Below are 26,015 nucleotides of genomic sequence, written 5' to 3'. Positions count from 1 at the left end.
CCCTACATGGCAGATGGGAAAAACCCTCGATTGATGACTTCTTGCTCGACCTGCGTCATTGTCTGCCCGAATAAATGAATCAGTTCATCCATCTCCTGCTGCGTAATGGAAAGCGGCGGTGCGATCATGACCGCTGCACCCCCCACACCATCCTCTCCAGCGCTTGCTGGGTAAACAAGCAAACCATTTTGCTTGGCCGTCTCCACAACTAAATGCGTCATTTGAGCATGGGCAGGAAATGGTGTTTTCGATAATCGGTCTGCGACAAACTCAATGCCAATGAGCAGTCCCTTTCCTCTCACATCTCCTATGATGGAATGTTTTGTTTGCAAATCCTTTAAAGCATTCATTAAATATCGGCCAGACAGATCAGCCCGTTCTGAAAGCTGGTGTTTTTTCATATATCGAATGACAGCCAGTGAGACGGCTGCTGAAAGCGGATTGCCGCTATAAGTGTGGCCTGCCATCACAGAGCCCGAACCGCTGAGAATTGGTGCCATCACATGATCCGCTGAGACAGCTGCCGCAATCGGTGCATAGCCGGCGCTCATGCCTTTTCCGAGTACCATAATATCTGGTACGACGCCCCAATGTTCCATGGCAAACATTTTCCCAGTTCGTCCAAAGCCTGTCATGACTTCATCTGCAATCATTAAAATATCGTTTTCCTCACAAACTCGCTTCATCGCCGCAAAATATCCGTCTGGCGGAACAAGCGCCGCGCCCGCTGCTCCAACAATCGGCTCTGCAATAAAAGCCGCAATCCTCTCTTTTCCTATACGCTGAATGACAGTTTTAAATTCCTGTACATACCATTCGACCTGCTTGCTTTCTTCCTTTGGCAGCCACGAACGATAGCTGTATGGCGGAGACAGCACCGGGTGTTTTTCGAGCAGTGGTTCAAAGCGCTCTCTCCTTGCAATATGTCCTGACATCGACAGCGCACCGAGTGTGATGCCGTGATAACTCATCCATCTTGAGATGATGTGATTCTTCTCACCCTTCCCCTGCTCCTGCCAATGCTGAATGGCAATTTTCATGGCGGTCTCTGTTGCCTCTGATCCGCTTCCGACAAAAAAAGACCAGTTCAGGTTCCCTGGGCAGAGCGTACTCAATTCATAGGCTAGTTCTTCTGCTGGTTCATTTGTGAATTGTGATCTGTACGTAAAGCTCACCTTTTCCGCTTGCTCTGTCATGGCATCAATGATGTCTCGTATGCCATGTCCAATACTCGCCGTGACAGCACCAGATGAGCCGTCTAAATATTTTTTCCCGTCCTGATCATATAAATAAATCCCCTCTCCTTTCACAGCCACAGGATAATGCTGATTCAACATCGGTTTGATTAAGTAATCCCGGGTCTCCACTTTGTCATTCCTCCCTCTCTCGTCAGCAGCTGCATCTTTCTTTTTTCATGAATCGCAAGAAAATTTTGTATACTTGTTATAAGATTAGCTTAATCAAGAGGGCAGTCATCCTCCATTCGCCACATGCCCGAATTTCACACGCATTTTTTATACATCGTGTATAAGAGTGTTCAAAAGGAGGTCATGAGTCTATGGCGATTCTCGTCAAAGATGCACTCTCGCTCAATATCATGAAGGAAACAAAGCTGCTTGCTGGGGAAAATGGACTAGACCGCCTCATTCAGTGGGTGACCATCGTGGAAATTATCGAAGATACTTCAAGGCTTTCAGAAGGGGAACTGCTCGTCACAACCGGCTTTGGGCTTGCAGACAATCAGGAAAGGCGCACCCGGCTTGAGGAGCTGATTCAATCTCAACGTCTATCGGCCATTGCGATTTATAAAGGCGTATACTTAACGGAAATTCCGGCATCACTGATCGAAGCTGCTAAAAACAGCGGCATTCCACTCATCGAGATTCCTTCACATGTCAACTTTTCAGACATTACAAAAGCCGTCCTAGAGCAAATCGTCAGCAGCCAGCTCCATCAGCTTAAATATTCTTCAGCCATTCACCAAAGACTGACCCATTTAAATGTCAGCAATAAAAATGTCACGCAAATTACAGATGAGCTGGCACATCTCACTTCGGCGAACATCGTTGTGCTTGATGTTTTTTTACATCAAACAGCAGCTCATCTCATCAAAGATGAAGTGACGTACTCTCCTGCTTTTGGCTTTCTGACAGATCATGAACCAATCGAAACGACGCCTCTTCTCAAGCAGGCTGAGGAGAAAGGAAGGCTCGTTTATGACACGTGCGGTGCGTTTGTCCTCGCTGCATGTCCAGTGATTGCGATGGGCGATATTTTCGGATTTATTGTATCTTTAAAGAAAAAGGATGCGTGGCATCATCTCGACGCGATTGCCATCGAGCATGCTGGGGCGGTGTATGCGATTGAATGGCTGAAGCAAAAAGCCATTCAAGATACAGAAAACCAAATGCAAGGTCATTTGTTAGATGATATTTTGCAGCAGCAATACACAGAAGAAAGCTATGTGGTTGAACAGGCAACAAAGTTGCAATACGATATGAGCGATGAGCAGGTGGTCATCTACTTTCAATTTCAGCATCAGCACACACAGCTCGATCACCAAATGATGCAGCGCCTATCTCAATTACTCACATCGATATTTGAACGCAGACATATTCCTTTTTTACTTAAGACAAGGCTCGATTCCATTTTTGTTCTTACACCAGCAGGAAAAAAAGCGTTTCAAGAAGCGGAGTGGTATCGTGCAGCAGAAGAGTGCCGGAGCACTTGGTCTTATTTTTTTCCCGTCCACCCGATTGTGATTGGCATTGGGAGAGCCTATGACCAGATCGGTCTCTTTTCAAAAAGCGCGAAGGAAGCGCAGTATGCAGCAAGGCTTCTTCCGCTTTTAAAGACAGACGAATGCATCATTCATTATCAAAAGCTCGGCTTATACGGGATGCTGCTTGAAATGAATGAAGCCGGTATGAATTTGCATGACTTTTACGTGGAGCTGTTAAGTCCCTTGCTTTATACGAAAAAACAGGGCGCTGACCTGATCCATACACTCGAAGTGTATTTGGCACACAATGAAAATATTCAAAAATCTGCGGGAGAATTGTTTATTCACAGGCATACATTAAGCTACCGGCTGAAACAAATTGAAACGAGAACAGGCTGCAGCCTCAAATCAACAGATGATCGGATGAAGCTGCAGCTCAGTATCATGGCGTACCGCCTATCTGGTCTGCTTGATCAGATGAGAACCATTTCATGATTCATTCGGCGTTTTCACCCATAGATTCATATCTTCAATTTTGTCAAAAATATAGCAGTTGTTTTGGAAACGCCCGGTATACGTATAGCCGAGCTGATAAAACACTTGGTTCATTCCATAGGACAGTGCACGTGCGAGAGAATAAAAGACATAGATGTGCATGGATTGAAGTTCTTTTTCGAGTGCTAGAATCAAATGATGCATGAATCCTAGTTTTCTGTATGATGGAAGGGTCGCACAATCTGTTAATTCCGCATGACCATACGGCGCATTGATTTCAGCGGATGCTGCACTCACAATGTGACCGTCATGTTCAACGGCATAAAAGACGGTCCCTTCCTCCATCACCTTTTGGATGTAATCTGGCTCATTCATTGGCGTAGGATACGTTTCAAAAACGGCATCATAGAGCTTTGCCAGCTTGTGAATATCCTGCGTATCCGCTTTCCGCATCACATACTCATCCTGCCACGTGCCTTGGTCTTTTTTGAGAGGCTTTTCCTGAATAGACGCAACAATTTCATCTTCCTTCAGCCAATACGGGCTGTTCATTCGATCCTCCGTCAGAAAGAGCGACATGCCGTACGCATCACTTCCAAGAAAATAATGAGAAAACACGCCTTCAAGCCGAAAGCCTTTTTCTAAAAAAAGAGGCATATGCTCACGCCTGACTTTCACAATGACCTTAGAAGCCTTGGAGTCTGCCGCTTCCTGAAGAACCGACTGAATCACATCCCGCACCCTGCCGCTGTAGTCATCCAAACGGATTCGCTCATTAAATGAATCAATACAGATCGAGGCAGAAAAACGCTTGTTCGCAAGTTCCTTCAATTGCACCATATACTCATCCTCTCTTATAAATCAGCTAATAAAAAAAATCCAAATGGAAAATGAAACAATGACGATACCAGAAAAAATCGACATGATCATATACCGAATGGCTGAGCCTTTTTTGGCTTTGTTTTGCTTTCTCGCTTCATACATGATGAGATTTGAGAACAGTATAAATAAAATAAGTAACACGATTGCAAATAGAATAATTCCTTGAATGACCATGCTGCCTCCTCATAAACTCGTCATCCCATACTACTTCTTCATATTCCGCCGGCATCCCTTCTCATGAACAAAAAACACCTTTCCATCTCATCAGATAGAAAGGTGTTTTGATTAAACGTTTTTCCCCGCAGCCTTCAGTGCACGGGCACCGATGTCACGGCGATAAAATAGACCTGGCTGTATGATTTCTTCAACCGCTTCATACACTCTTGATCTTGCCGCTTCAAATGTGTCGTCAAATGCGGTCACATTCGCTACACGTCCGCCATTTGTGACGAATTGATCGTTTTCTTTTTTTGTTCCTGCATGGAAGGTCACGACATCAGAGACAGTCGTTTGCAAGGCACCGATCGGTGTGCCTTTTGCATAGTCTTCTGGGTATCCTTCTGATGCAAGAACCACACTGACAGCCGCAGTGTCTTTCCACTGTAAGTCCACATCTTTTCCATCAAGAATATCGAGGAATACTTGGACTAAATCTGATTCAAGACGAGGGAGAACCACCTGCGTTTCAGGGTCGCCAAAGCGTGCATTAAATTCAATCACCTTTGAGCCTTCTGGTGTCAGCATTAAACCTGCATATAAAATGCCTGTAAATGGACGCCCTTCCTGCACCATCGCGCGAGCTGCCGGTTTCACAACATCTTCCACGGCTTTCTGAACCACTTCATCTGAAATTTGCGGAACTGGTGAATAAGCGCCCATTCCGCCAGTGTTCGGCCCTTTGTCATCTTCAAAGGCCCGTTTGTGATCCTGCGCAATCACCATCGGGTACACCTTTTCTCCGTTGACAAAGGCCATGAGTGAAAATTCTTCGCCTGTTAAAAATTCTTCGATGACAACAGATGCACTTGCATCGCCAAACTTTTCATCCTCTAAGAAATCATGCAGACAATCGACGGCCTCTTCCAGCGTCATGGCCACTGTGACGCCTTTTCCTGCGGCAAGCCCGTCTGCTTTAATGACAATCGGCGCACCCTTTTCTTCTACATATGCTTTTGCTTCTTCAAACGATGTAAAAGCAGCGTAAGCGGCTGTTGGGATATCGTAGTTCTTCATTAAGTCTTTTGCAAATTCCTTTGAGCCTTCAATGACCGCAGCTTTTGCATTCGGTCCAAATACTTTTAGACCTGCTTCTTCAAATGCATCAACGATACCTGCGATTAAAGGGACCTCTGGACCGACAATGGTTAAGCCGATTTCGTTTTCTTTTGCAAAACGAATTAACGCCTCATGATCGCCTTCGTCGATTGGTACAAGCTTCGCAGCATCTGTCATTCCATCATTGCCGGGTGCGACAAATACTTGGCTGACAAGTTCACTTTGATTCACTTTCCATGCGATGGTATGCTCTCTTCCGCCTCTGCCGATAATTAATACGTTCACACTGTCATCCCCTTAATGTTTGAAATGTCTAACGCCAGTGAAGACCATGGCGATGCCGTATTCATCTGCTTTTTGAATCGATTCTTCATCACGAATAGATCCGCCTGGCTGAATGATCGCTGTGACGCCTGCCTTTGCAGCAGCTTCCACTGTATCGCCCATTGGGAAGAATGCATCAGAGCCTAGTGCGCTTCCTTTTGCCTTTTCACCAGCTTGCTCAATTGCAATGTTAGCTGAGCCCACGCGGTTCATTTGACCAGCACCGATTCCTGCTGTCATTTGATCTTTCGCAAGGACAATAGCATTTGATTTCACATGCTTGACTACTTTCCAAGCAAGCTTTAAGTCTTTCCATTCGTCTTCTGTTGGTTCTCTTTTCGTTGGAATAGAAATCGTTGCTTCCTCTAAGCCGTACGTGTCAATATGCTGAACAAGCAGTCCGCCATGAACACTTGTCAGCTGTTTTTCTTTTTTCCCAAGATCTGCTTCTACATCTAATGTTAATAGACGAAGATTCTTTTTCGCTGTTAACACGTCAAGTGCTTCTTGGCTGAACGATGGGGCGATGACAATTTCTAAGAAAATCGTATGCAGCACCTCAGCCGTTTGTTTGTCTACTTCACGGTTAAGTGCCACAATGCCGCCAAAAATAGACGTCTCATCTGCTTTGAATGCTCGGTCAAATGCTTCTGCAATCGTTTCTCCTGTACCAACGCCGCACGGGTTCATATGCTTCACAGCAACAGCTGCTGGCTCCGTGAATTCACGTACAATTTGAAGAGCGGCATCTGCATCTTTGATATTGTTGTAGGAAAGTTCTTTTCCATGTAATTGCTTTGCAGTAGCCAAAGAACCTTTGGCTGGAAGAGCATTTTCATAGAAAGTCGCCGCTTGGTGCGGGTTTTCTCCATAACGAAGGGATTGTTTTTTCTCAAACGTGACAGTGAACTGTTCTGGCTCTGTTTCGCCCACAAAGTTTGTTAAGTAATCCGCAATCAGAGCATCGTAAGCAGCCGTATGACGGAATACCTTTGCAGCGAGCTCACGTTTTTTCTCGAGTGACACGCCGCCTTCTTTGATTTGCTGGATGACTGTATCATAGTCACGAGGATCGACAATCACTGTGACGTCTTGGTGGTTTTTTGATGCTGCACGAAGCATTCCCGGTCCGCCAATATCAATGTTTTCAATCGCTTCTTCATACGTCACATCGTCTTTTGAGATCGTCTCTTTGAATGGATAGAGATTCACGACAACAAGATCAATCGGCTGAATGCCATGCTTCTCAATCTGTGCCATATGCTCATCGTTTTCTCTCACTGCTAAAAGCCCGCCATGAATGTTCGGGTGAAGTGTTTTGAGTCGTCCGTCCATGATTTCAGGGAATCCAGTGACTTCTGAAATTCCAATGACATCAATGCCGTTCTCTTGAAGAAGCTTATGTGTACCTCCAGTTGAAATCACTTCAACGCCAAGTTCTGTTAATTCTTTCACAAAAGGTACAAGATTCGTTTTATCGGAAACACTGATTAATGCGCGTTTGATCGTCATGCCTTCGTCACCTCATTAAGATAATTCTAAAAGTGATTTGATCACTTTTGGATATAGTGTGTGTTCTAGTTCATGCATTCTTTTTTCAATCGATTCAAGCTCTTCCCCTTGTTCGATGTAAATCGACGCTTGGTCAATGATCGGACCTGTATCCATGCCTTCATCGACAAAATGGACGGTGATACCCGCCACTTTGACGCCTGCTTGATAGGCTTGTCCAATGGCATCCAGCCCTGGGAAGGCTGGCAGCAAGGACGGGTGGATATTGACAATTTTCCCTCTGAATGCTTCAAGTAATGTTGGACCAATCAGTCTCATATACCCAGCAAGGAAAATCCATTCCACTTCATGCAGCCTAAGCTGTTCAATGATCGTTTGTTCAAAAGCGGCTTTATTCGGAAAAGCCTTCGGGGTAAAGGCAAAGGAGGGAATGCCCTCTTTCTCAGCACGCTCCAGCACCTTTGCACCCGGTTTATCACAAATCACAATGGCGGCCTCTGCCTGCCACTGTTCTTTTTTTAATGTATCCATAATGGCTTGAAAATTCGTCCCGCTTCCAGAGGCGAAGATCGCAAACTTCTTCATGAGAGGCTTCCACCGCCGAATGTGACACCTTCTCCTTTTTGAACACGGCCGATGAGAAATGCTTTCTCTCCGTCTTCTTCAAGTCCTCTGATCACTTCGACAAGGTCATCTTCTTTTACCGCTAAGACAAAACCAATGCCCATATTAAACACGTTGAACATTTCTTCTGCCTTTAACTGTCCTTTTTCTTGAATAAAGGAGAAAATTGGCGGTACTGGCCATGAGCCGTTATCAATCTCAACGCCAAGCCCTTCAGGCAGCATACGCGGTAAATTTTCAATAAAGCCGCCGCCTGTCACATGTGCCATGCCGTCAATCTTGCCGGCTTTCACTTGTTTAAGAACAGGCTTCACATAAATTTTGGTCGGTTCAAGAAGCTCTTCTCCAAGCGGTCTTGTAAAAGGTTCATACGTTTGATGCAGATCCAGACCAGCGTCTTCCAGCAATACTTTACGAACAAGAGAGTACCCATTGCTATGAATTCCGCTTGAGCTGAGTCCAATAAGCAAGTGCCCCTCTTTGATGCTCTCTCCTGTCACAATTTCATCCTTTTCAACGACGCCTACTGAAAAACCAGCAATATCATATTCATCTTCTGTGTAAAGACCCGGCATCTCTGCTGTTTCTCCGCCGACAAGCGCTGAACCAGACTGCTCACAGCCGTCAGCCACACCTTTGACGATTGATTCAATTTTTATCGGATCTGCTTTACCAACTGCTAAGTAATCTAAGAAAAAGAGCGGCTCTGCCCCTTGTGCCAGCACATCGTTCACACACATTGCCACGGCATCAACACCGATCGTATCGTGTTGATCCATTAAAAAGGCAAGCTTTAATTTTGTTCCGACACCATCTGTTCCTGAGACAAGAACGGGCTTTTTGTATGGCAGCTCAGATAAATCAAACATACCGCCAAATCCGCCTAGAGCACCCATGACGCCTGCTCTTTTTGTACGTTCCACGTGTGTTTTCATTCGTTTGACGGCTTCGTATCCTGCTTCGATGTCGACACCGGCGTTTTTATATGCTTCTGACATCCCATTCACTCCTTTTAGCTGCTTCTCTTCCATTTATTTTCAGCAGAATGAAAGAGCAGCATATCAAATCATCTTGACTGCTGCTCCTTTATTCGATTATTTCGTCAGTGCTGTTTCCTTCACATGCGGAAGAACAGTATCTTCATAAATTTCAGTCGGATATTTCCCAGTAAAGCATGCTAAACATTGACCGCGCTGCGGATCATCATACTTCCTGCCAATCCCGTCCATTAAACCGTCTACGGATAAAAATGCAATGGAGTCTGCACCGATTTCCTGTCTAATTTCTTCCACTGAATGAGAAGAAGCAATCAGCTCTTCATGTGTGGACGTATCAATTCCATAAAAACATGGATGTGCGATAGGCGGTGAACTAATGCGTACATGGACTTCCGTCGCACCCGCTTCTCTTAGCATCGTCACAATACGGCGGCTCGTAGTTCCGCGTACGATGGAATCATCGACCATCACGACACGTTTTCCTTCGACGACCCCGCGCACAGCAGACAGCTTCATGCGCACGCCCTGCTCACGCAATGCTTGAGACGGCTGGATAAAGGTCCGTCCGACATAACGGTTTTTAATTAAACCGAGCTCATATGGAATACCTGTTGCTTCGGCATATCCAATCGCTGCAGAAATACTCGAATCTGGTACACCTGTCACGACATCTGCTTCGACATGCGCTTCCTCGGCAAGCTTTTTGCCAAGGTTCTTTCTCGCACTATGCACGTTGATGCCATTGATATTGCTGTCAGGTCTTGAGAAATAAATGTATTCCATGCTGCACATGCTTCGGTTAATGTTCATGGAGAAGCGTTCAGATTTCAGGCCTTCATCATTAATGATCAGCATTTCTCCAGGCTCCACATCTCGTAAATACGTGGCACCGACAACATCAAATGCACATGTTTCAGAAGCAACAACATATGCGTCCCCAAGCATACCAAGTGAAAGCGGACGTAAGCCGTTCGGATCAAGAGCCACAATCATTTCTGTTTCCGTCATAATTAAGAAAGCATATGCGCCTTTAAGCATGGACAGGGCATTTTTGATCTGCTCTTTCAATTCAACATAGCCGCTGCGCTTAATTAAATGAGCGAGCACCTCAGTGTCAGAAGATGTTTGGAATATACTCCCCTGGTTCTCTAGCTGCTGCTTTAATTGCGTTGCATTCACTAAGTTCCCATTATGAGCAAGGGCAAGACTGCCGTTGTTTTGCGAGCGGAAGAAGAGGGGCTGCACATTTTCAAAGCCGCCTCCGCCTGCTGTCGCATACCGAACGTGTCCGATCGCACCTTTTCCTTTCAAATCCTTTAGCTCACCGTTTTGAAAGACTTCCGTAATCAGTCCAAGGCCTTTATGTGCCGTCAGGTTTTCACCATCTGTTGCAATGATTCCCGCACCCTCTTGTCCTCGGTGCTGAAGGCTATGCAATCCGTAATATGTGATTTGCGGGGCTTCTTCGTGTCCCCAAACCCCAAAGACGCCACACTCTTCGTTTAAGCCTCTGATTTCAGCAAGCATGGGATCGCTCCTTTCCATGCGCGTTCAAGCTCGTTGACCGCTGCATGAATCCATTGTTGTCCTTCTTGATTTTTGACAGTGAATACCCCATCATTTGTGACCGTTCCAACTTCTTTCGCATCTTTGACAGCCGCAGCAAACGCTTCGCGGTGCTCTGGTTTCACTGTGACGACAAAACGTGACTGTGTTTCACTGAATAATGAAGCTTCGCTGTTTAGATCAATTTGGATATGAGCGCCAAGACCGTCTGTTCCAAATGTACTTTCAGCAAGTGCAACACCAAGACCGCCTTCAGACACATCGTGAGCTGATTGAACAAGTCCGTTTTGAATCGCAGCAAGAAGGGCTTCCTGACGAGTGAGCTCTACATCCAAATCAATTTCTGGTGCTTTTCCGTAAATACGGCCTTCTGTCATCTTTTGAAGCTCACTGCCTGCGAATTCTTCCTTCGTCTCACCAATGACGAAAATCACATCGCCAGCCTGCTGGAATGACTGCGTCGTAATATGAGCTGTATCTTCCACCAAACCAACCATCCCAATAACTGGTGTTGGGTAAATGGCTGTTCCATTTGATTCGTTATATAAAGAGACGTTACCACCGATAACTGGTGTGCTTAGCTTGCGGCACGCTTCACTAATACCGTCAGCAGATTTTTCAATTTGCCAGAAAATTTCTGGTTTTTCTGGGTTACCGAAGTTCAGGTTATCTGTTACTGCAAGCGGACGAGCGCCTGAGCACACAATGTTACGTGCTGCTTCTGCGACTGCGATTTTCCCGCCGACCTCTGGATCAAGGTAGAGATAACGTGCGTTACAATCGGTTGTCATCGCAAGGGCTTTTTTCGTTCCACGGATTCTTAAAACGCCCGCATCAGAGCCTGGTGCAACGACTGTATTTGTCCGAACCATGTAGTCATATTGGTCATAAACCCATTCTTTACTTGCAATTGTCGGCTGCTGGAGAAGCTGCTTTAACGTTTCGGCTGCATCTGTGATAGCAGGTGCTTCAACTTTTGTTTCTAAAAACTCACGATAGTATGCAGGCTCACTTGACGGCTTGTGATAAACCGGCGCTTCTTCTGCAAGGGCATCAACAGGAAGCTCACATACTACTTCACCTTGATGAAGTAAACGAAGCATTTTATCGTCTGTCACATGTCCGACTGATACCGCTTCAAGATCGTATTTTTCAAAAATATCAATGATTTCTTGTTCACGGCCTTTTTCAATGACCAGAAGCATTCTCTCTTGAGATTCAGACAGCATCATTTCGTATGCTGACATGCCTGTTTCACGCTGCGGGATAAGGTCTAGATTCATCTCGATACCAGAACCTGCTTTACTCGCCATTTCCGCACTTGAGCTTGTTAAGCCAGCCGCTCCCATATCCTGAATTCCAACGAGTGCATCGTTTTTGATGACTTCAAGGCACGCTTCAAGCAGCAGTTTTTCCATGAATGGATCACCGACTTGAACTGCTGAGCGTTTTTCTTCTGATTCATCAGAAAATTCCTCAGATGCAAATGTTGCACCGTGAATTCCGTCACGTCCCGTTTTGGCACCAACGTACATGACCGTGTTGCCGACACCTTTTGCCTGCCCTTTTTTGATGTCTTCATGGTTGATTAATCCAACACACATTGCATTTACGAGCGGGTTGCCTTCATAGCTTTGATCGAAATGAACCTCTCCGCCGACTGTTGGAATTCCGATACAGTTTCCATAGCCTGCGATCCCTGCCACTACTTCTTCAAACAAGTACTTCACGCGCGGTGAAGTCAGTTCACCAAAACGAAGAGAGTTTAATACAGCAATTGGACGCGCACCCATGGAGAATACATCACGGATAATTCCGCCGACACCTGTCGCCGCTCCTTGATACGGTTCAATCGCAGATGGATGGTTATGTGATTCGATTTTAAATACAACCGCTTGGTTGTCTCCAATATCAACGATTCCAGCGCCTTCCCCAGGACCTTGAAGGACGTGCTCTCCTTTTGTCGGGAATTTGCTTAAAACAGGCTTTGAGTTTTTATAACTGCAATGCTCTGACCACATGACAGAAAAAATGCCCGTTTCTGTGTAGTTTGGCAGCCTGCCAATAATGGATTCGATTAAAGCGAATTCTTCATCACTCAATCCCATTTGCTGATACAATTTCTCTTCTTTAATTTGCTTGTGACTTGGTTCAAGCAGTAGTGACATGAGTGTCCCTCCAATTTTTCACGATAGATTGAAACAATTTAAGTCCGTCTGCGCTGCCTAGTAATGAATCAACCGCGCGCTCAGGGTGCGGCATCATGCCGAGTACATTGCCCTCTTCATTCGTTACACCTGCAATACGATTCACACTGCCGTTAATATCGTCTCCATAGGTGAAAGCGATTTGGCCGCGTTCAATGAGCTTCGCTAAAGTGTCTTCATCACAGTAGAAGTTGCCTTCACCGTGCGCTACAGGAATCGTAATGGATTCGCCTTTTTGATAACCGCTTGTAAATTGCGTTTCGTTGTTTTCTACAATGAGTTCAACTGGGCGACAGATAAACTTCAAGTCTTTATTTCGTCTCATCGCACCCGGAAGAATGCCAAGCTCCTGAAGAATTTGGAACCCGTTACAAACACCAAGAACAGGTTTTCCTTCCTCAGCTGCTTTTTTCACCGCCGGCATGATGTTTGAGAAGCGGGCGATCGCACCACATCTTAAGTAATCCCCATAAGAGAAACCGCCTGGTACGAGTACACCGTCAAATCCGTCAAGACTCGTTTCGTCGTGCCATACATATTCAACTTGTTCACCTAACTCATCTTGAATCGCATGGTACATGTCGATATCACAGTTAGAGCCAGGCAAGACGATCACTGCAAACTTCACTGTGCGACAACCTCCTCCACCTCATAGCGGTAATCTTCAATCACCGTGTTGGCAAGTAATTTTTCGCACATTTCTTTGACGACTGTGTCTAAATCACGATCTGATTTTTCAATGACAAGCTCCATGTATTTTCCGATACGGACATCCTTTACTTCCTGATAAGACATGCTGTGCAAAGCGTGCTGCACGGCACTTCCTTGTGGATCAAGAACGCTCTCTTTTAAGCTGACAAAAATTTTCACTTTATACATGTTTATGGCCTCCAAGTCTTTTGAAAATTTCTTCGTATGCATTCGTTAAGCCGCCCAGGTTTCGTCTGAACACGTCTTTATCAAGCCTTTCGTTTGTATCTTTGTCCCAAAGCCTGCACGTATCAGGTGAAATCTCATCAGCTAGCAAAATACGATTCTCGTGATCTATTCCGAATTCAAGCTTGAAATCAATTAAATTCACATGGCAGTCTGAGAAGATTTGTTTTAACTCTTCATTCACTTGTCTTGTGATCTGTTTCATTTCCTCGACCTGCTCTGGTGTCGCTGCATCTAAAATGCGGATATGATCTTCTGTAATGAGCGGATCGCCGAGCGCATCATCTTTGTAGTAAAACTCAATCAAAGGTGTGTCCAGTTTTGTTCCCTCTGGAATGCCGAGGCGTTTTGACATACTGCCTGCCACTACATTTCGTACAACCACTTCAAGCGGAACAATCTGCACCTTTTGAATGAGCTGCTCTGTTTCAGAAAGGCGTTTCACAAAGTGATTGTTGATTCCTTTCTCATGCAGCATTTGAAAGATTAAGCTCGAAATTTCATTGTTCAATCTGCCTTTGCCTTCGATTTCGGCTTTCTTTTCGCCGTTAAATGCTGTAGCTGAGTCTTTATATTCGACATATAAAATATGCTCGTCATCGGTCTGATAGATTCTTTTCGCTTTGCCTTCGTAGAGAAGTTCTTGTTTCACAGTCATTCAGGTTGGCCTCCTAATTTGAATGTTGGCAATTTTCAGGATTGGGTGCCTGGCGAGCAGGCGGCCCATTTCTTACGCAAGACCTAGACGTTCGAAAATCATATCGACATTTTTCAAATGATAGTTGTAATCGAAGCAGTCAGCGATTTGTTCCGGTGTTAAGCGTGACGTGATTTTTTCTTCTGCTTCTACTAATGAACGGAACGGCACTTGTTTCTCCCACGCTTCCATTGCCTTTGGCTGAACTGTGTCATATGCCTCTTCACGTGCCATGCCTGTATCGATTAATGCAAGAAGAACGCGCTGTGAGTAAATTAAGCCAAGTGTGCGGTCCATGTTGCGTTTCATATTTTCAGGGAAAACCGTTAAGTTTTTCACGATGTTTGAGAAACGGTTGAGCATATAGTTCAGTGCAATCGTTGCATCTGGTAAAATGATGCGCTCAGCAGATGAATGAGAAATATCACGCTCATGCCAAAGCGGTACATTTTCATAAGCTGTCAGCATATATCCACGGATCACGCGGGCAATTCCCGTCATATTTTCAGAGCCGATTGGGTTACGCTTATGCGGCATCGCTGATGACCCTTTTTGTCCTTTGGCAAAGAACTCTTCTACTTCACGTGTTTCACTCTTTTGAAGACCACGAATTTCAACAGCAAATTTCTCAATGCTCGTTGCGACTAAAGCAAGAGTAGCCATGTAATCTGCATGGCGGTCACGCTGCAAGGTTTGGGTTGAAATTGGTGCAGCTTTGATGCCAAGCTTCTCACATACATATTGCTCAACAAACGGGTCGATGTTCGCATATGTGCCAACAGCTCCAGAGATTTTGCCATATTCAATGCCAGCTTTTGCTTGTTTAAAACGTTCTAGGTTACGCTTCATTTCTTCGTACCAAAGAGCAAGCTTCAGGCCAAATGTTGTCGGTTCAGCGTGTACACCGTGTGTACGGCCCATCATGACGGTATATTTGTGCTCTTTTGCTTTTTCTTTTAGTATGTCAACAAATCTCTCAATGTCCTTGAGCAAGATATCGTTCGCCTGTTTTAATAGATATGAAAGCGCCGTATCCACTACGTCTGTCGATGTTAATCCGTAATGAACCCACTTTCTTTCTTCTCCTAGAGATTCAGAGACAGCACGCGTAAAGGCAACCACGTCGTGGCGCGTGTCTTGTTCAATCTCTAAAATACGTCCAATATCAAAGCTTGCATTTTTGCGCATTGTCACAACGTCTTCTTTCGGAATGACGCCAAGCTCTGCCCAAGCTTCACAAGCGAGAATTTCTACTTCAAGCCATGCATTAAATTTGTTTTCTTCTGTCCAGATTGCTGACATTTCTGGTCGTGCGTAACGTTCGATCATTTCCCGTTTCCTCCATCTCTTTCAGTCCATATCTTTGTGATGTTTGTCATCCACTCATCATCGAGCTGTTTCATAAACGTCATATGCCCCATTTTGCGGCCGGCTTTTACTTCATGCTTTCCATATAGATAAAGCTTCGCTTCTTTGAGAAGCTCAGGATGCTCTTTTGGAATGTCCACTTCATCGCCTAATAAATTCACCATCATTCCCTCTGATAAAAGGGCTGTACCGCCAAGCGGCAAACCACATATAGCGCGGACGTGCTGTTCAAACTGACTTGTCTCACATAAATCGAGTGTATAATGACCAGAATTATGCGGGCGTGGTGCCAGTTCATTGACGAGCAGCTTTCCGTCATTTGTCAGGAACAGTTCTACAGCAAGAGTACCAACCAGCCCCAGCTTTTCAGCCAGTGTTGTTGCCAGTTCTTTCGCCTTCTCCTGAATGCGGCTCTCTACCCTTGCAGGCACAATGCTTTGGAACAAAATATTATGCTTATGAATGTTCTCAGCGACTGGGAATACTGCAATCTCTCCATGAACAGAACGAGTGACGATCACTGATAGCTCCATTTGGAATGGAACCCAGCTTTCTAAAATACAAGTTCCATGTGTGAGCAGTGCAGCTGCTTCCTGAAGCTGTCCTTTTTCTTTAATGACATACTGTCCTTTTCCGTCGTAGCCGCCTCTGCATGTTTTCAGCACGGCTGGCAAACCGAGCACGTCCACTGCGTCTTCCAGCTCTTTTTCATCATGAATGATGCGGTAAGGCGCTACTTCACAACCTGCGTCTACAATTCCTTTTTTCTCGGTCTCACGATTTTGAGTTAAAAGGAGAAGGTCGCTTCCTTGTGGTAAATAGGCTTCTTCCTTCAGCTGATTGAGTGCATCATAATCAATATTTTCAAACTCATAAGTCACCACATCGCTGATGTCTGCCAGCTTTCGAATCGCTTCAAGGTCACTATATGCGGCTGTGATTTCTTTATCGGCAACCTGTCCGCAAGGAGATTGTGCAACTGGGTCTAGAACTGCTGCCCGGTACCCCATTTGCTTTGCGCTGACAGCCATGTATCTGCCAAGCTGTCCGCCGCCAATGATCCCGATGGTTGCGTTTGGAAAAATGGTCTGCTTAGCCAAGCTGATCACTGCTTTCTAGTACAGTCTGTTTTGTCTGTTCTCTTCTTTCTTCAAGGCGAGCTGCGACCTTTTCATCAAATGCTGAAATCATTTGTGCGGCAAGAAGGCCTGCATTTGTTGCACCGGCTTTGCCAATGGCTACTGTAGCAACTGGTACACCGCCTGGCATTTGAACGATGGATAATAAGGAATCCAGCCCGTTTAGTGCCTTTGATTGTACAGGCACACCAATGACCGGCAGTGTCGTTTTTGCTGCGACCATCCCCGGTAAATGTGCTGCGCCTCCAGCACCGGCAATGATGACCTTTAGTCCTTTACCTCTTGCTTCAGTCGCATATTCAAACATCAAGTCAGGTGTCCGGTGTGCGGATACTACCTGTTTTTCATACGGAATGTTTAATTCCTCTAAGATGTCGCACGCATTTTTCATTGTTTCCCAATCAGATGTACTTCCCATGATGACACCTACAAGCGGCTTCATTTTGTCCCCACCTTTAAGCTGTTATTCGATTTTGTATCGTTTGACACGCTTCCCAAACCTAAACAGCTTGTCAAACGCCGAACAAAAAGGCCCGATTTGCATTGCATTGTTAGGAAGCAACACAAACCGGGCCATGGTAAGCGCTGTTCGCTTTTGAAACGCCATGTCAGTTTTGTTCACTATCCTGCATAGTCCAGTCATTTACGGTAACTGGGTAGAAACTTATGGGCCATATTCCCAAGATTATATGAGGCTCGTGTTTTGATTTCATGTTTATCTTAACAACGGATGTTCATGATGTCAACGGATTTATCGAACAATCTATGAAGTCGTCGTTTTAATGTTCGGATTTAGACTATTTTTCCTTCAAATACGATTTTTTTCCCAATCGGAATGATCTGAATCGACCCATTTTCCTTCTTTTCTTGAAAAATCGGTTCCTCCATTCGACGGACAGGCGAGTAGCCTTCCGCTGCCATCTGGGACAACACTTGATCAATCGTCATGTTGTCTTCCACATAGAATTTTTTCTTCTTTGGTTTTGCGGTCATTCTTTAATTCTCCTTTTCTTCACAGCCTTCACCCAGAAGCCGCCGTGAATCGATTTGGGCTCATATGAAATGATAAATGCCTTTGAATCCAGCGTCTTAATCGTTTCATATAACTGCAGTTCATATTTTCTCGGTGTTAAAATTTGCAATGCTGTCCGGTCTCCTTCAAGACCGCCTGCTACCCAGCTGGTGACACCATATCCTTTTTCTCTCAATTGTCTTGGGAGATCGACATCCAATTCTTTTGTGATCACGTTAACAGTTGTGTAGCCAAGTGCCAGCTTCTCTTCAATTTTCATCCCGACAATGATCCCCATCCCATAACCTAGCGCATACGCAATAACATTTTGTATTTGATCTAAGTTATCTAAAACGATACTTAACCCAATGACATAAATGAGCATTTCGATCGTACCCGCAAAAGCAGCTGCGTACCTTCTGCCTTTCATTGTTAAAATCAAACGCATGGTGGAAAAAGAAACATAGACAATATTAATCACTAAAATGATTAAAACCATGGTGAACGCATTGGATAAAAGTTGTTGAAGCACGATTCGAACCCCCTGCACTAAAAAATCAAATAAAGCACCCCATATTCTACTAGAGAACATACCTTGATACAATCAAATTTACGCGATAAAAACACATATATCTTTCGACAACAAGGGTGGTCTTTGTTACCAAGAGTTTACCCGTTTTTTTCTCTTCTCAACATGAAAACCCCCTTTTTCAAAAAAGGAGGTTTTCAGTGTGTTTTATCCGAATCGAACAGGAACAAGTGATGGAATCAAATACTCCCCGACTATGCCCCAGAGCAGCGCAATGATGACAAGCTCAACCAATAAAAAGATCCAGCCTGCATACATCAAATCTCCACGTACGGCATCATGCTCCGATTGAATCGAGCGAAAGAGCACGACCGCAATCAACTGGAGGCCGACAAACATCATCACGGATAATATGACGGTCACATATGGAATATTCAGCATGGCAAATACAAGCCAAAGGATGGATAAAACCAACACCGGCACAAGCGCAGCACCAAACTTCATGATCACTTCTTTCAGTGATATGTTTCCTTTTAGCATGTACTTTCCGAGCAGCCAGACGGTAAGCATCATCAATGTCAACAAAATGAGTGTAAAGACTGCCACTCTCAAAAAGGCGTCGCCAAAAGAATAATGAATGCCAAAGCCTAATAAACGGGTCTTTGACGCCTTTAATTGAACATAGTTGCCTAAAGCAAAAAACACGCTGAATAACACAATCGAGATCCAGGCGTACTTCATACGCAATGTTTCTGCTTGATTGATGGCCTGACTCGGTGATTTTAACATCGCCAGTCCATATGAACCATAACGCTTAAACGCGCCTCCTACACCTTGCAGTATACGCTGGATAGCTGAACGCTCATCATCCGCTGTTTTTGAGGATCTTCCACGTTTTGCAGCGCTGCGGCTGAGGCGGGATTGCCTTGTTTCTTGATCTATTGATGACTCTTCGTTTTTCTTTTCAGATGTCCCCTGATCTTGATCTTTCTCTAACATCTCATATCAACTCCTATCCAATCCTTACAGTGCTAAAAGTGCATGAACTGTTCGGATGACTCCTCTTAAAGTAGCGGAGTCTCTCTATTCAGTCAAGATTCCTTGACGTTCATACGAATAGACGGATAAAAGGCAGCAGAGGTTTTAAAATGGAGAGAAAATAAGACAAAACAAAAAAGCTGACGGCCTCCATCAGCTTTTTATCAATGTTGAAATTCATGGTCAACGATATTGACTCCGCTTTCCTTGCTGGACCCGGAGATTCTCCTGATGAGCGGGGAACCGAGTCTTCTTGGTCGTATCAACCTGTGTAATATGTCCATTATGAATGGTGATGACCACTGATCCATAGTCGATCCCTTTTAAGGCAGATAAAATATAATTCAGCTTTTGTTCATCCATCGCTCATCCCCCTATTTTTGTTTTCGCTCTTTTAAATAGAGAACCTCATTTTCCAGCTCATGAATTGTATAATGCATGAGTGCTTCCTGCTTTTCTTCATGCCCCCATAAAAGGAGCTTTTGAATCAGCACCTGCTTTTTTCGTTCAATCACCTGTCGAAGCCAGCGTGACAAAAGACATCTCCTCCCCTTTTGAATGTCTGCAAGAAAAAAAGGCACCCTGAAACCTTCTATTAAAAAAGGAAATCAAAGCGCCTTTGGTGATCCAATCAGCGAATTATGTCTTTTTATCATAAACACATAATTCCTATAAGTCAACTATGTTTTGATTTTTTTAACAAAAAAACAGCAGCTTCCATGAGCTGCTGTTTCAGATGTTCAATTAATGATTTAAGAAAGCGAAATATAGAATAAAGATGACAAACAATCCGTACATGATTGGATGCACTTCTTTGGCTTTCCCTTTAAAGATCATCGTAATCGGGTAGAAAATAAAGCCAACCGCAATACCTGTTGCAATACTGTAAGTCAGTGGCATCATAATCATCGTTAAGAAAGCTGGTACCGCAATTTCAAAACGATCCCATGCAATCTTCGCCAGCGGAGCAACCATCAGTGCACCAACAATAATCAAAGCAGGTGCTGTCACATTAGGTGTAACAATGGATAAAAGCGGTGAGAAGAACATCGCCAGCAAGAAGAAAATCCCTGTGACGACAGCTGCAAAACCAGAACGCGCACCAGCAGCAACACCTGAGCTAGATTCAACATAAGACGTTGTTGTAGATGTACCAAGAATAGAACCTACAACGATTGAAGAAGAATCCGCCAAGAGTGCTCTTCCTGCACGTGGCAGCTCATTATTTTTCATTAAACCAGCCTGTGTTGCCACAGCCACAAGCGTACCAGCTGTATCAAAGAATCCAACGAAAAGGAACGTTAAAATCACAATAAGCATTTGAATGGAGAATATTTCTGGTAAGTGAATCAAGGCTTGACCAAAGGTTGGAGACAAGCTTGGAATACTTCCCACAATTTGAGACGGTACTGGTATAAGACCAAAAATCATCCCGGCAATAGCAGTCACAAGCATCCCAATGAAGACACCTGAATTCACACGAAGAACCATTAATATAACAGTCACTACGATACCAAACACCGTTAACAGAACCGGACCACTATGAATATTTCCAATCGAAACGAGTGTATTATCATTATTGGCGATAATGCCAGAGCCTTGAAGACCAACAAACGTAATGAACAAACCAATACCTGCACCAACTGCCAGCTTCAGCTCAGCCGGAATGGCATTGATGATTTTTTCACGGAAACCTGTTAAAGAAAGAGCAACGAAAATCAAACCTGAAACGAACACACCTGAAAGTGCAGCTTCCCATTTGATGCCCATGCCAAGTACAACCGAAAAGGCGAAGAACGCATTCAGACCCATACCGGGTGCAATCGCAATCGGATACCTGGCGATCAATCCCATCAGAATACACCCTGCAGCAGAAGCTAACGCCGTCGCTGTAAAGACTGCCCCCTGATCAATTCGTAATTTATCTGGAAAATCCGGCACAGACACTAATGCAAGTGTGATCGGATTAACAAACAGAATGTAAGCCATCGACAAAAATGTGGTTAAACCACCGATGATCTCTCTGCGGTAATTCGTACCTAATTCATCAAACTGAAAAAACTGTTTCAAGCCAACTGACTCCCTTCATGTCCTTTTGCTTTAGCCTGCCCCATTCACTAGTCAAATAAAAAACGCCCCAACAATTTTGGGACGCTTGACTACATATGTGAATTCAGACTGTGACATAAAACAAGAACAATGCATGATTTATATCAAACGAGTGTGAATTGACGTAGTCAAGCCATTTACGGTAGCTTGGTAGAAACTTGCGGGCCATATCCCCGCGATTATACGACTTCTATCTATTTGATTTCTGTGTCTATTGTACCAACTTCATTTTTAAAACACAATACGAAAAGCGAACATTTTTCAAAGAAATGTCCGCTTCATTCGTCTTATTACACGAATTTGGAAATTCACATCTAGTTCTTTATACACCCTTCCCCAAATCCTTCTATTTTGCAAAAACCGCTTCGGCTACATGGAAAAACTCTTTCACTGCCGGCGAAGCTTGAGAGAGCGACGGACAGGCGAGCGCAACCTCACGATGATGAGAGACATTCAGCTGGCGAATATGCACAAGCTGCTGCGTTTTTAAAAACAACTCCGGACCTATTGTGACGCCAAGTCCTTCCCCGACCATACGGGCAATGGTCGTACAATCATGAACTTCAAATAAAACAGCTGGCTTCATTTGCGCCTCTGAAAAAATGTCCTCTACATGTGATTGATACATGCCAGTCGGCATAATAAATGGTTCATCTGCCAAATCTGTTATATCTACAATGGGCTGCTGTTCATATCGATGATTTGGGTGATAGGCGACGACCATCTCATCTTTCATAAGCGGCAGTAAATCAAAGGCTTCATCCGCATGGCCTTTCACAACAAATCCAACATCAATGATGCCTGAATCCAGCCACTCCAATATTTCTTCATACGTTCCCTCATAGAATTTAAATTCGATTTTCGGATGTTTTTTCTGATAGCTCACAAGCAGTTTAGGCAATAAACAAGCAGAGGCACTGGCAAATGTGCCGATACGAATCAGGCCTGTTTCAATATTTTTCGTTAACGCAATTTCTTGCTGGATTTTCTCCACTCTATTTAACACTTCTCTAATATGCGGGAGAAGCGTTTGACCAATGTCCGTCAGCATAATGCCCTTTTTTCGGTCACGAATGAATAAAGACACACCCCACTCTGACTCTAAATTCGCCACTGCATGACTCACAGCTGACTGCGTCATATTTAATGCTTCAGCTGCTGCTGTAAAACTGCCAAGCTCCACAACTTTTGCGATAATATCAAAGCGAACAAAGCTCATGAGTATTTACTCATCTCCTTCATGAAAAACATCAATTTTACTTATGTTAGCACGGAATTTAAACTAAAGACAACGTATCAACATGAAGGAAGGGTTCAAAATGAAAAACACATCTCATCAGCTATTGATCATTCTTTTAGCTGTCGGTTCATTTGTTACAGGCACGTCAGAATTCGTCGTGTCAGGCATTCTAGATATCATTGCTGTTGATTTACACATCTCCATTCCTGCTGCCGGACAGCTCATCACCGTCTATTCTCTTTTTTATGCAGTAGGCGCTCTCTTTTTAGTCATGGCAACGTCGAAGCTGAACCGAAAAAAGGTTTTGTTATCAGCTATTTTTGTGTTTATTTTAGGCAATATGCTCGCCTTTTTCAGTCATCATTTTGTGCTGCTTCTGCTCTCTCGGGTCATCATGGCCATGAGCGGCGGTTTATATATTGTCGTCGCCACGAATTATGCAGCGCAGATCGCCCCGCCAGAAAAAAAGGGAAGTGCAATGGCAACTGTCATCACTGGATTCACCGTTTCACTCGTACTTGGTGTGCCGATTGGGACATTTCTATCAGGTCATGTGGATTGGCACTATATTTTTCTCATCATTGCACTAGGTACTGCTTGTCTCTTCTTGCTTCTTTATCAATTGCTGCCACGCATAGAGGGACATTCACATCTACCTTTAAAGCAGCAATTACACATTCTTCAAGACCGAAGAGTGATCAGCGGCTTAGCCACGACGGTCTTTTGGATCTTAGGCTACACGATGGTCTTTGCTTATATCTCTCCTTTATTACGACAGACCGCCGGCTTTTCAATTGAAATGACAAGCATGGCCTTGCTCGTCTTAGGCATTTCTGCTTTTATTGGCTCACGCTTTGGCGGCTTCGCCGTTGATCAATGGGGACCAAACCGAACCATCTCGATCAGCATCATGATCCAGATGTTCGCTCTCTTTGCCTTATTCTTTACGCAATTCTCTACAATTAGCGTCTTGATCACACTCGCCATTTGGGGCATCGCCACATGGACAACAACACCAGCGAAGCAATTTTATCTGATCTCCCTTAAACCACAAGCATCAGAAACCGTGCTAAGCTTTAATACAGCGATTATGAACATCGGCATGATGCTTGGATCGTCAATGGGCGGTGTGATTATACAGTATACAAATGTCACGAACTTAAGCTGGATTGGCGGATTAGCTAGTTTTGTGGCGTTGATGTTGATTCGGTATTCGTTTAATCGTCATCGACTGGTGGTACAACAGACAAAAAGCGAACATGTATAATCATGTTCGCTCTCTTATTTATCGACTAGCTTTTGAAGTTTCTTTTTTGACTGGAATGGTTACCTTTATCGCTTTCTGTGGTGCCAACATGTTCAGTTCAGTCAAATCAAGATAAAGCCCATATTCTTTAAAAGAAAAATGGTTTAATGATAAAGTCTCTAAATTCTTATCATCAAATTCAAAGGTGGATTGCATGGAAGCTGTCTTTAAATTCGTCACCTTCGCATGGTTCCCCTTCAAGTAATATCCGCTTTCATAGTCTGCTTGTGGATCGGGCCATGATTTCATCTTTTCAACATCGCCTAATCCAATGAATTCACCTATATTCTCCATCACATCCTGATCTAATTCTTTTTGATCTACTCCAGTAAATTGATAATCAACAATCACAGAACGGTCTTTTTGCTCTATCTTAATGATTTTGATTCCGATGCCATGGTGTTTTGTTTTGAACTGAACAGGCAGCTTTGTCTTGAGAGGAATGATGTGGCTGTATTCTCGTTCGTATCTCACATCTGTGTAAAATGTCAATTCAGTCGCCTTTGGATTGATCGGCTGATTCAAAATGGTTAAATGATCGACTCTATTTTTTTTAGGAGAAAGTGGATTTCTTCCTAACCTTGTTCCTAATTCTAACTCGTACTCATTCCCTAAATTATCCTTCATTCCAAATATACTAACTCTATCATCTTTGGCAAAACCATTGTAATCAATGGCATATTGAATAGCCGAGCCATTCACTCCGTTTTCTACCTTTACATTTCTTATTTGATAACGTCCATTTAAAATAGACACGTCTTTTTGTCCAGCTAATAAAGTTGTTTTTTGCTTCACTACAGGTAATTCAAAACGCCAATTCCCTACAATATCTCCAATTTTTGAAATGACGAGTGGGGCTTTTTGACCTTGCTTAATTGTCTGTCCATTTGTATAGACTTCCATTTGTCCAACATATCGGCCATCCTTTAATTTTTTCAATTCCTGATTGTCGTAACTCGGTTGGAAATTTTCATTTATATCATCTAAGTTGCTGACGATGAATGGTACAGAACCTTCCTTTGTATTCAAATGATCGACAGTAAACGTATAAACAAGCCGCCCGGCATCATAGTACACACTGTTTACTTTCACAGTCACCCCTCTTGATTCAGCCCCCTCATTGACATGCTTCACCAAATCACTCTGAAAAAGAGCCATTCCAACTTTATCGTGAAACATCATATAAAACTGCCCAATAATCGGTACACGTGCCATTGCTGTATTAAGAGAAGGAAAAAGGAAACCTGATGAAAAGTAAAGGACGATGAGAACAATGGCAGAGTATATTGGCGTTCTCCAGTTCCATTTAAACCAATGTCTTTTCTGTTCCGCTTTCACATCCCCAATAGCTTGGCGAATCGCAGAGGTCACTTCCACCGTTGGTACATCAATCTCATCATAAAGCTTTTTCATTTCTTGTCGTTCCATCGACACTCTCCTCCTTCTCCAATGTTTGCTTTAATAACTTTCTTGCTCGATACAAATGAGTTTTGACCGTTCCTTCAGGCACACCCATCTGTTCAGACATCATCGAAATCGAATAATCTTGAAAATAAAACAACTGAATGACCACCTGGTATTGCTCATCTAACACTTCAAGTGCATTTTTTAAATCGAGCTTGTCTTCCAAAAAATCATGACGCTCCACGCTTTCGTGTTGCTGTTCAAACGGAACAACATCTTGCTGTTTTTTCTTCATCGCAAAAATTGTATGAATCAAAATTCTCGTCAGCCAGCTAGAAAAATAAGCCGGTTCTTTCAAACCAGATAGATGCTTAAACGCTTTAAATACCGTCTCTTGAACAGCATCTAACGAATCCTCTTTATTTCTTGTGTAGAGAAAAGCCGTTTTATATAAACGCTCCTGATACATCAGCATTAATTTCTCAAATGCCGGGACATTCCCTTTTTGTGCTTTTTTAATTAGACGCACTTGCTTCATCTCATCCACACCTCCTACACCTGTTAGAGCAAGGTTTCTCTCAAACGGTTTCAACAAATGGAAATTTCTTTTCCTTAGCATATGTCGGACAAAA

26 protein-coding genes and 2 riboswitches are annotated in these 26,015 nt (G+C 43.8%); of the genes, 2 read left to right on the top strand and 24 right to left on the bottom strand.

All coding sequences use genetic code 11. From position 1 onward, the window contains the following. Positions 1–2: 2 nt before the first annotated feature. Positions 3–1,367, bottom strand: a complete 1,365-nt coding sequence (locus ASE42_RS14175; RefSeq protein WP_056767540.1) for an aspartate aminotransferase family protein — start codon at positions 1,365–1,367, stop codon at positions 3–5. Positions 1,368–1,558: 191 nt separating this feature from the next. Here ASE42_RS14175 and ASE42_RS14170 point away from each other — a divergent pair, with 191 nt between their 5' ends. Continuing rightward, positions 1,559–3,217, top strand: coding sequence for a PucR family transcriptional regulator (locus ASE42_RS14170; protein WP_056767537.1), 1,659 nt, complete (start codon positions 1,559–1,561; stop codon positions 3,215–3,217). Here the strand turns inward: ASE42_RS14170 and ablB are convergent. The 21 genes from ablB to ASE42_RS14070 all read right to left on the bottom strand — a co-directional run bounded on the left by ablB (position 3,212) and on the right by ASE42_RS14070 (position 22,652). Further along, the gene (gene ablB / locus ASE42_RS14165) at positions 3,212–4,057 is read right to left on the bottom strand and encodes a putative beta-lysine N-acetyltransferase (protein ID WP_056767534.1); all 846 of its coding nucleotides are present in this window, start codon (positions 4,055–4,057) and stop codon (positions 3,212–3,214) included. The genes ASE42_RS14170 and ablB overlap by 6 nt on opposite strands. A gap of 21 nt (positions 4,058–4,078) precedes the next feature. Next, the gene (locus tag ASE42_RS14160) at positions 4,079–4,273 is read right to left on the bottom strand and encodes a hypothetical protein (RefSeq protein WP_024424515.1); all 195 of its coding nucleotides are present in this window, start codon (positions 4,271–4,273) and stop codon (positions 4,079–4,081) included. 111 nt (positions 4,274–4,384) lie between these two features. Next, positions 4,385–5,659 carry a phosphoribosylamine--glycine ligase gene (purD, locus tag ASE42_RS14155; protein WP_025092625.1) on the bottom strand — a complete coding sequence of 425 codons (1,275 nt, stop codon included), beginning with the start codon at positions 5,657–5,659 and terminating at the stop codon, positions 4,385–4,387. A 12-nt stretch (positions 5,660–5,671) separates the two neighbouring features. Beyond that, on the bottom strand, positions 5,672–7,210 hold the full coding sequence (purH, locus tag ASE42_RS14150; RefSeq protein ID WP_056767531.1) for a bifunctional phosphoribosylaminoimidazolecarboxamide formyltransferase/IMP cyclohydrolase: 1,539 nt from the start codon (positions 7,208–7,210) through the stop codon (positions 5,672–5,674). A 15-nt stretch (positions 7,211–7,225) separates the two neighbouring features. After that, positions 7,226–7,795 (bottom strand): phosphoribosylglycinamide formyltransferase, encoded by a 570-nt coding sequence (purN, locus tag ASE42_RS14145; protein WP_041108687.1) that lies wholly within the window; start codon positions 7,793–7,795, stop codon positions 7,226–7,228. Beyond that, a complete protein-coding gene (purM, locus tag ASE42_RS14140) occupies positions 7,792–8,832 on the bottom strand; it encodes a phosphoribosylformylglycinamidine cyclo-ligase (protein WP_024424511.1) in 1,041 nt (346 codons plus the stop codon). The genes purN and purM overlap by 4 nt, the downstream gene beginning before the upstream one ends. A gap of 96 nt (positions 8,833–8,928) precedes the next feature. Beyond that, complete coding sequence (gene purF / locus ASE42_RS14135) at positions 8,929–10,359, bottom strand: amidophosphoribosyltransferase (RefSeq protein WP_024424615.1); 1,431 nt, start codon at positions 10,357–10,359, stop codon at positions 8,929–8,931. Further along, positions 10,335–12,566 carry a phosphoribosylformylglycinamidine synthase subunit PurL gene (purL, locus tag ASE42_RS14130; RefSeq protein WP_025092621.1) on the bottom strand — a complete coding sequence of 744 codons (2,232 nt, stop codon included), beginning with the start codon at positions 12,564–12,566 and terminating at the stop codon, positions 10,335–10,337. The genes purF and purL overlap by 25 nt, the downstream gene beginning before the upstream one ends. Then, the gene (gene purQ, locus ASE42_RS14125) at positions 12,550–13,233 is read right to left on the bottom strand and encodes a phosphoribosylformylglycinamidine synthase subunit PurQ (RefSeq protein ID WP_024424510.1); all 684 of its coding nucleotides are present in this window, start codon (positions 13,231–13,233) and stop codon (positions 12,550–12,552) included. Before purQ ends, purL begins: the two co-directional genes overlap by 17 nt. Beyond that, a complete protein-coding gene (purS, locus tag ASE42_RS14120) occupies positions 13,230–13,484 on the bottom strand; it encodes a phosphoribosylformylglycinamidine synthase subunit PurS (protein ID WP_003214349.1) in 255 nt (84 codons plus the stop codon). Before purS ends, purQ begins: the two co-directional genes overlap by 4 nt. Next, positions 13,477–14,199 carry a phosphoribosylaminoimidazolesuccinocarboxamide synthase gene (purC, locus tag ASE42_RS14115; RefSeq protein WP_056767528.1) on the bottom strand — a complete coding sequence of 241 codons (723 nt, stop codon included), beginning with the start codon at positions 14,197–14,199 and terminating at the stop codon, positions 13,477–13,479. Before purC ends, purS begins: the two co-directional genes overlap by 8 nt. Positions 14,200–14,271: 72 nt before the next feature. Further along, positions 14,272–15,567, bottom strand: a complete 1,296-nt coding sequence (gene purB / locus ASE42_RS14110; protein ID WP_008355754.1) for an adenylosuccinate lyase — start codon at positions 15,565–15,567, stop codon at positions 14,272–14,274. Next, positions 15,564–16,706 carry a 5-(carboxyamino)imidazole ribonucleotide synthase gene (gene purK / locus ASE42_RS14105; protein WP_056767523.1) on the bottom strand — a complete coding sequence of 381 codons (1,143 nt, stop codon included), beginning with the start codon at positions 16,704–16,706 and terminating at the stop codon, positions 15,564–15,566. The genes purB and purK overlap by 4 nt, the downstream gene beginning before the upstream one ends. Next, positions 16,699–17,187 (bottom strand): 5-(carboxyamino)imidazole ribonucleotide mutase, encoded by a 489-nt coding sequence (gene purE, locus ASE42_RS14100; protein ID WP_024424506.1) that lies wholly within the window; start codon positions 17,185–17,187, stop codon positions 16,699–16,701. Before purE ends, purK begins: the two co-directional genes overlap by 8 nt. A gap of 169 nt (positions 17,188–17,356) precedes the next feature. Beyond that, a riboswitch (purine riboswitch) is annotated at positions 17,357–17,458 on the bottom strand. A 79-nt stretch (positions 17,459–17,537) separates the two neighbouring features. Beyond that, the gene (locus ASE42_RS14095; RefSeq protein WP_012009137.1) at positions 17,538–17,738 is read right to left on the bottom strand and encodes an NETI motif-containing protein; all 201 of its coding nucleotides are present in this window, start codon (positions 17,736–17,738) and stop codon (positions 17,538–17,540) included. Beyond that, positions 17,735–18,289 (bottom strand): DUF2179 domain-containing protein, encoded by a 555-nt coding sequence (locus ASE42_RS14090; protein ID WP_024424505.1) that lies wholly within the window; start codon positions 18,287–18,289, stop codon positions 17,735–17,737. Before ASE42_RS14090 ends, ASE42_RS14095 begins: the two co-directional genes overlap by 4 nt. Before the next feature lie 204 nt (positions 18,290–18,493). Then, a complete protein-coding gene (locus tag ASE42_RS14085; RefSeq protein WP_056767520.1) occupies positions 18,494–19,285 on the bottom strand; it encodes a hypothetical protein in 792 nt (263 codons plus the stop codon). Between the two features lie 222 nt (positions 19,286–19,507). Beyond that, positions 19,508–19,687, bottom strand: coding sequence for a YezD family protein (locus ASE42_RS14080; protein ID WP_024424503.1), 180 nt, complete (start codon positions 19,685–19,687; stop codon positions 19,508–19,510). Between the two features lie 11 nt (positions 19,688–19,698). Then, a complete protein-coding gene (locus ASE42_RS19105) occupies positions 19,699–19,860 on the bottom strand; it encodes a hypothetical protein (protein WP_166644707.1) in 162 nt (53 codons plus the stop codon). Positions 19,861–20,068: 208 nt separating this feature from the next. Further along, entirely contained in the window at positions 20,069–21,394 is a 1,326-nt protein-coding gene (locus tag ASE42_RS14075) for an NCS2 family permease (protein WP_056767517.1), read from the bottom strand. Between the two features lie 144 nt (positions 21,395–21,538). Beyond that, positions 21,539–21,640, bottom strand: a riboswitch (purine riboswitch). A 139-nt stretch (positions 21,641–21,779) separates the two neighbouring features. Next, entirely contained in the window at positions 21,780–22,652 is an 873-nt protein-coding gene (locus ASE42_RS14070) for a LysR family transcriptional regulator (protein ID WP_056767514.1), read from the bottom strand. 100 nt (positions 22,653–22,752) lie between these two features. On the opposite strand from ASE42_RS14070, the gene ASE42_RS14065 reads away from it, so the two are divergent. Beyond that, positions 22,753–23,940 carry an MFS transporter gene (locus ASE42_RS14065; protein WP_056767512.1) on the top strand — a complete coding sequence of 396 codons (1,188 nt, stop codon included), beginning with the start codon at positions 22,753–22,755 and terminating at the stop codon, positions 23,938–23,940. Between the two features lie 18 nt (positions 23,941–23,958). Here ASE42_RS14065 and ASE42_RS14060 read toward each other — a convergent pair whose 3' ends face one another. Beyond that, on the bottom strand, positions 23,959–25,407 hold the full coding sequence (locus ASE42_RS14060; RefSeq protein WP_056767509.1) for a DUF4179 domain-containing protein: 1,449 nt from the start codon (positions 25,405–25,407) through the stop codon (positions 23,959–23,961). Then, complete coding sequence (locus ASE42_RS14055) at positions 25,376–25,921, bottom strand: sigma-70 family RNA polymerase sigma factor (protein WP_056767506.1); 546 nt, start codon at positions 25,919–25,921, stop codon at positions 25,376–25,378. The genes ASE42_RS14060 and ASE42_RS14055 overlap by 32 nt, the downstream gene beginning before the upstream one ends. Between the last annotated feature and the right edge of the window lie 94 nt (positions 25,922–26,015).

This window comes from Bacillus sp. Root920, from assembly GCF_001429445.1.
Taxonomy (GTDB): Bacteria; Bacillota; Bacilli; order Bacillales; family Bacillaceae; genus Bacillus; species Bacillus safensis.
Note: the sequence above shows the minus strand (reverse complement) of the source record. Positions and strands in the feature narration are given on the sequence as shown.

Bases quoted from the DNA above. Each gene is read 5' to 3' on its own strand.
- ASE42_RS14170 (WP_056767537.1), top strand. From the start codon at position 1,559: ATGGCGATTCTCGTCAAAGATGCACTCTCGCTCAATATCATGAAGGAA.
- ablB (WP_056767534.1), bottom strand. From the start codon at position 4,057: ATGGTGCAATTGAAGGAACTTGCGAACAAGCGTTTTTCTGCCTCGATC.
- ASE42_RS14160 (WP_024424515.1), bottom strand. From the start codon at position 4,273: ATGGTCATTCAAGGAATTATTCTATTTGCAATCGTGTTACTTATTTTA.
- purH (WP_056767531.1), bottom strand. From the start codon at position 7,210: ATGACGATCAAACGCGCATTAATCAGTGTTTCCGATAAAACGAATCTT.
- purN (WP_041108687.1), bottom strand. From the start codon at position 7,795: ATGAAGAAGTTTGCGATCTTCGCCTCTGGAAGCGGGACGAATTTTCAA.
- purM (WP_024424511.1), bottom strand. From the start codon at position 8,832: ATGTCAGAAGCATATAAAAACGCCGGTGTCGACATCGAAGCAGGATAC.
- purF (WP_024424615.1), bottom strand. From the start codon at position 10,359: ATGCTTGCTGAAATCAGAGGCTTAAACGAAGAGTGTGGCGTCTTTGGG.
- purL (WP_025092621.1), bottom strand. From the start codon at position 12,566: ATGTCACTACTGCTTGAACCAAGTCACAAGCAAATTAAAGAAGAGAAA.
- purS (WP_003214349.1), bottom strand. From the start codon at position 13,484: ATGTATAAAGTGAAAATTTTTGTCAGCTTAAAAGAGAGCGTTCTTGAT.
- purC (WP_056767528.1), bottom strand. From the start codon at position 14,199: ATGACTGTGAAACAAGAACTTCTCTACGAAGGCAAAGCGAAAAGAATC.
- purB (WP_008355754.1), bottom strand. From the start codon at position 15,567: ATGATCGAACGTTACGCACGACCAGAAATGTCAGCAATCTGGACAGAA.
- purE (WP_024424506.1), bottom strand. From the start codon at position 17,187: ATGAAGCCGCTTGTAGGTGTCATCATGGGAAGTACATCTGATTGGGAA.
- ASE42_RS14095 (WP_012009137.1), bottom strand. From the start codon at position 17,738: ATGACCGCAAAACCAAAGAAGAAAAAATTCTATGTGGAAGACAACATG.
- ASE42_RS14085 (WP_056767520.1), bottom strand. From the start codon at position 19,285: ATGTTAGAGAAAGATCAAGATCAGGGGACATCTGAAAAGAAAAACGAA.
- ASE42_RS14080 (WP_024424503.1), bottom strand. From the start codon at position 19,687: ATGGATGAACAAAAGCTGAATTATATTTTATCTGCCTTAAAAGGGATC.
- ASE42_RS14070 (WP_056767514.1), bottom strand. From the start codon at position 22,652: ATGAGCTTTGTTCGCTTTGATATTATCGCAAAAGTTGTGGAGCTTGGC.
- ASE42_RS14065 (WP_056767512.1), top strand. From the start codon at position 22,753: ATGAAAAACACATCTCATCAGCTATTGATCATTCTTTTAGCTGTCGGT.
- ASE42_RS14060 (WP_056767509.1), bottom strand. From the start codon at position 25,407: ATGGAACGACAAGAAATGAAAAAGCTTTATGATGAGATTGATGTACCA.
- ASE42_RS14055 (WP_056767506.1), bottom strand. From the start codon at position 25,921: ATGAAGCAAGTGCGTCTAATTAAAAAAGCACAAAAAGGGAATGTCCCG.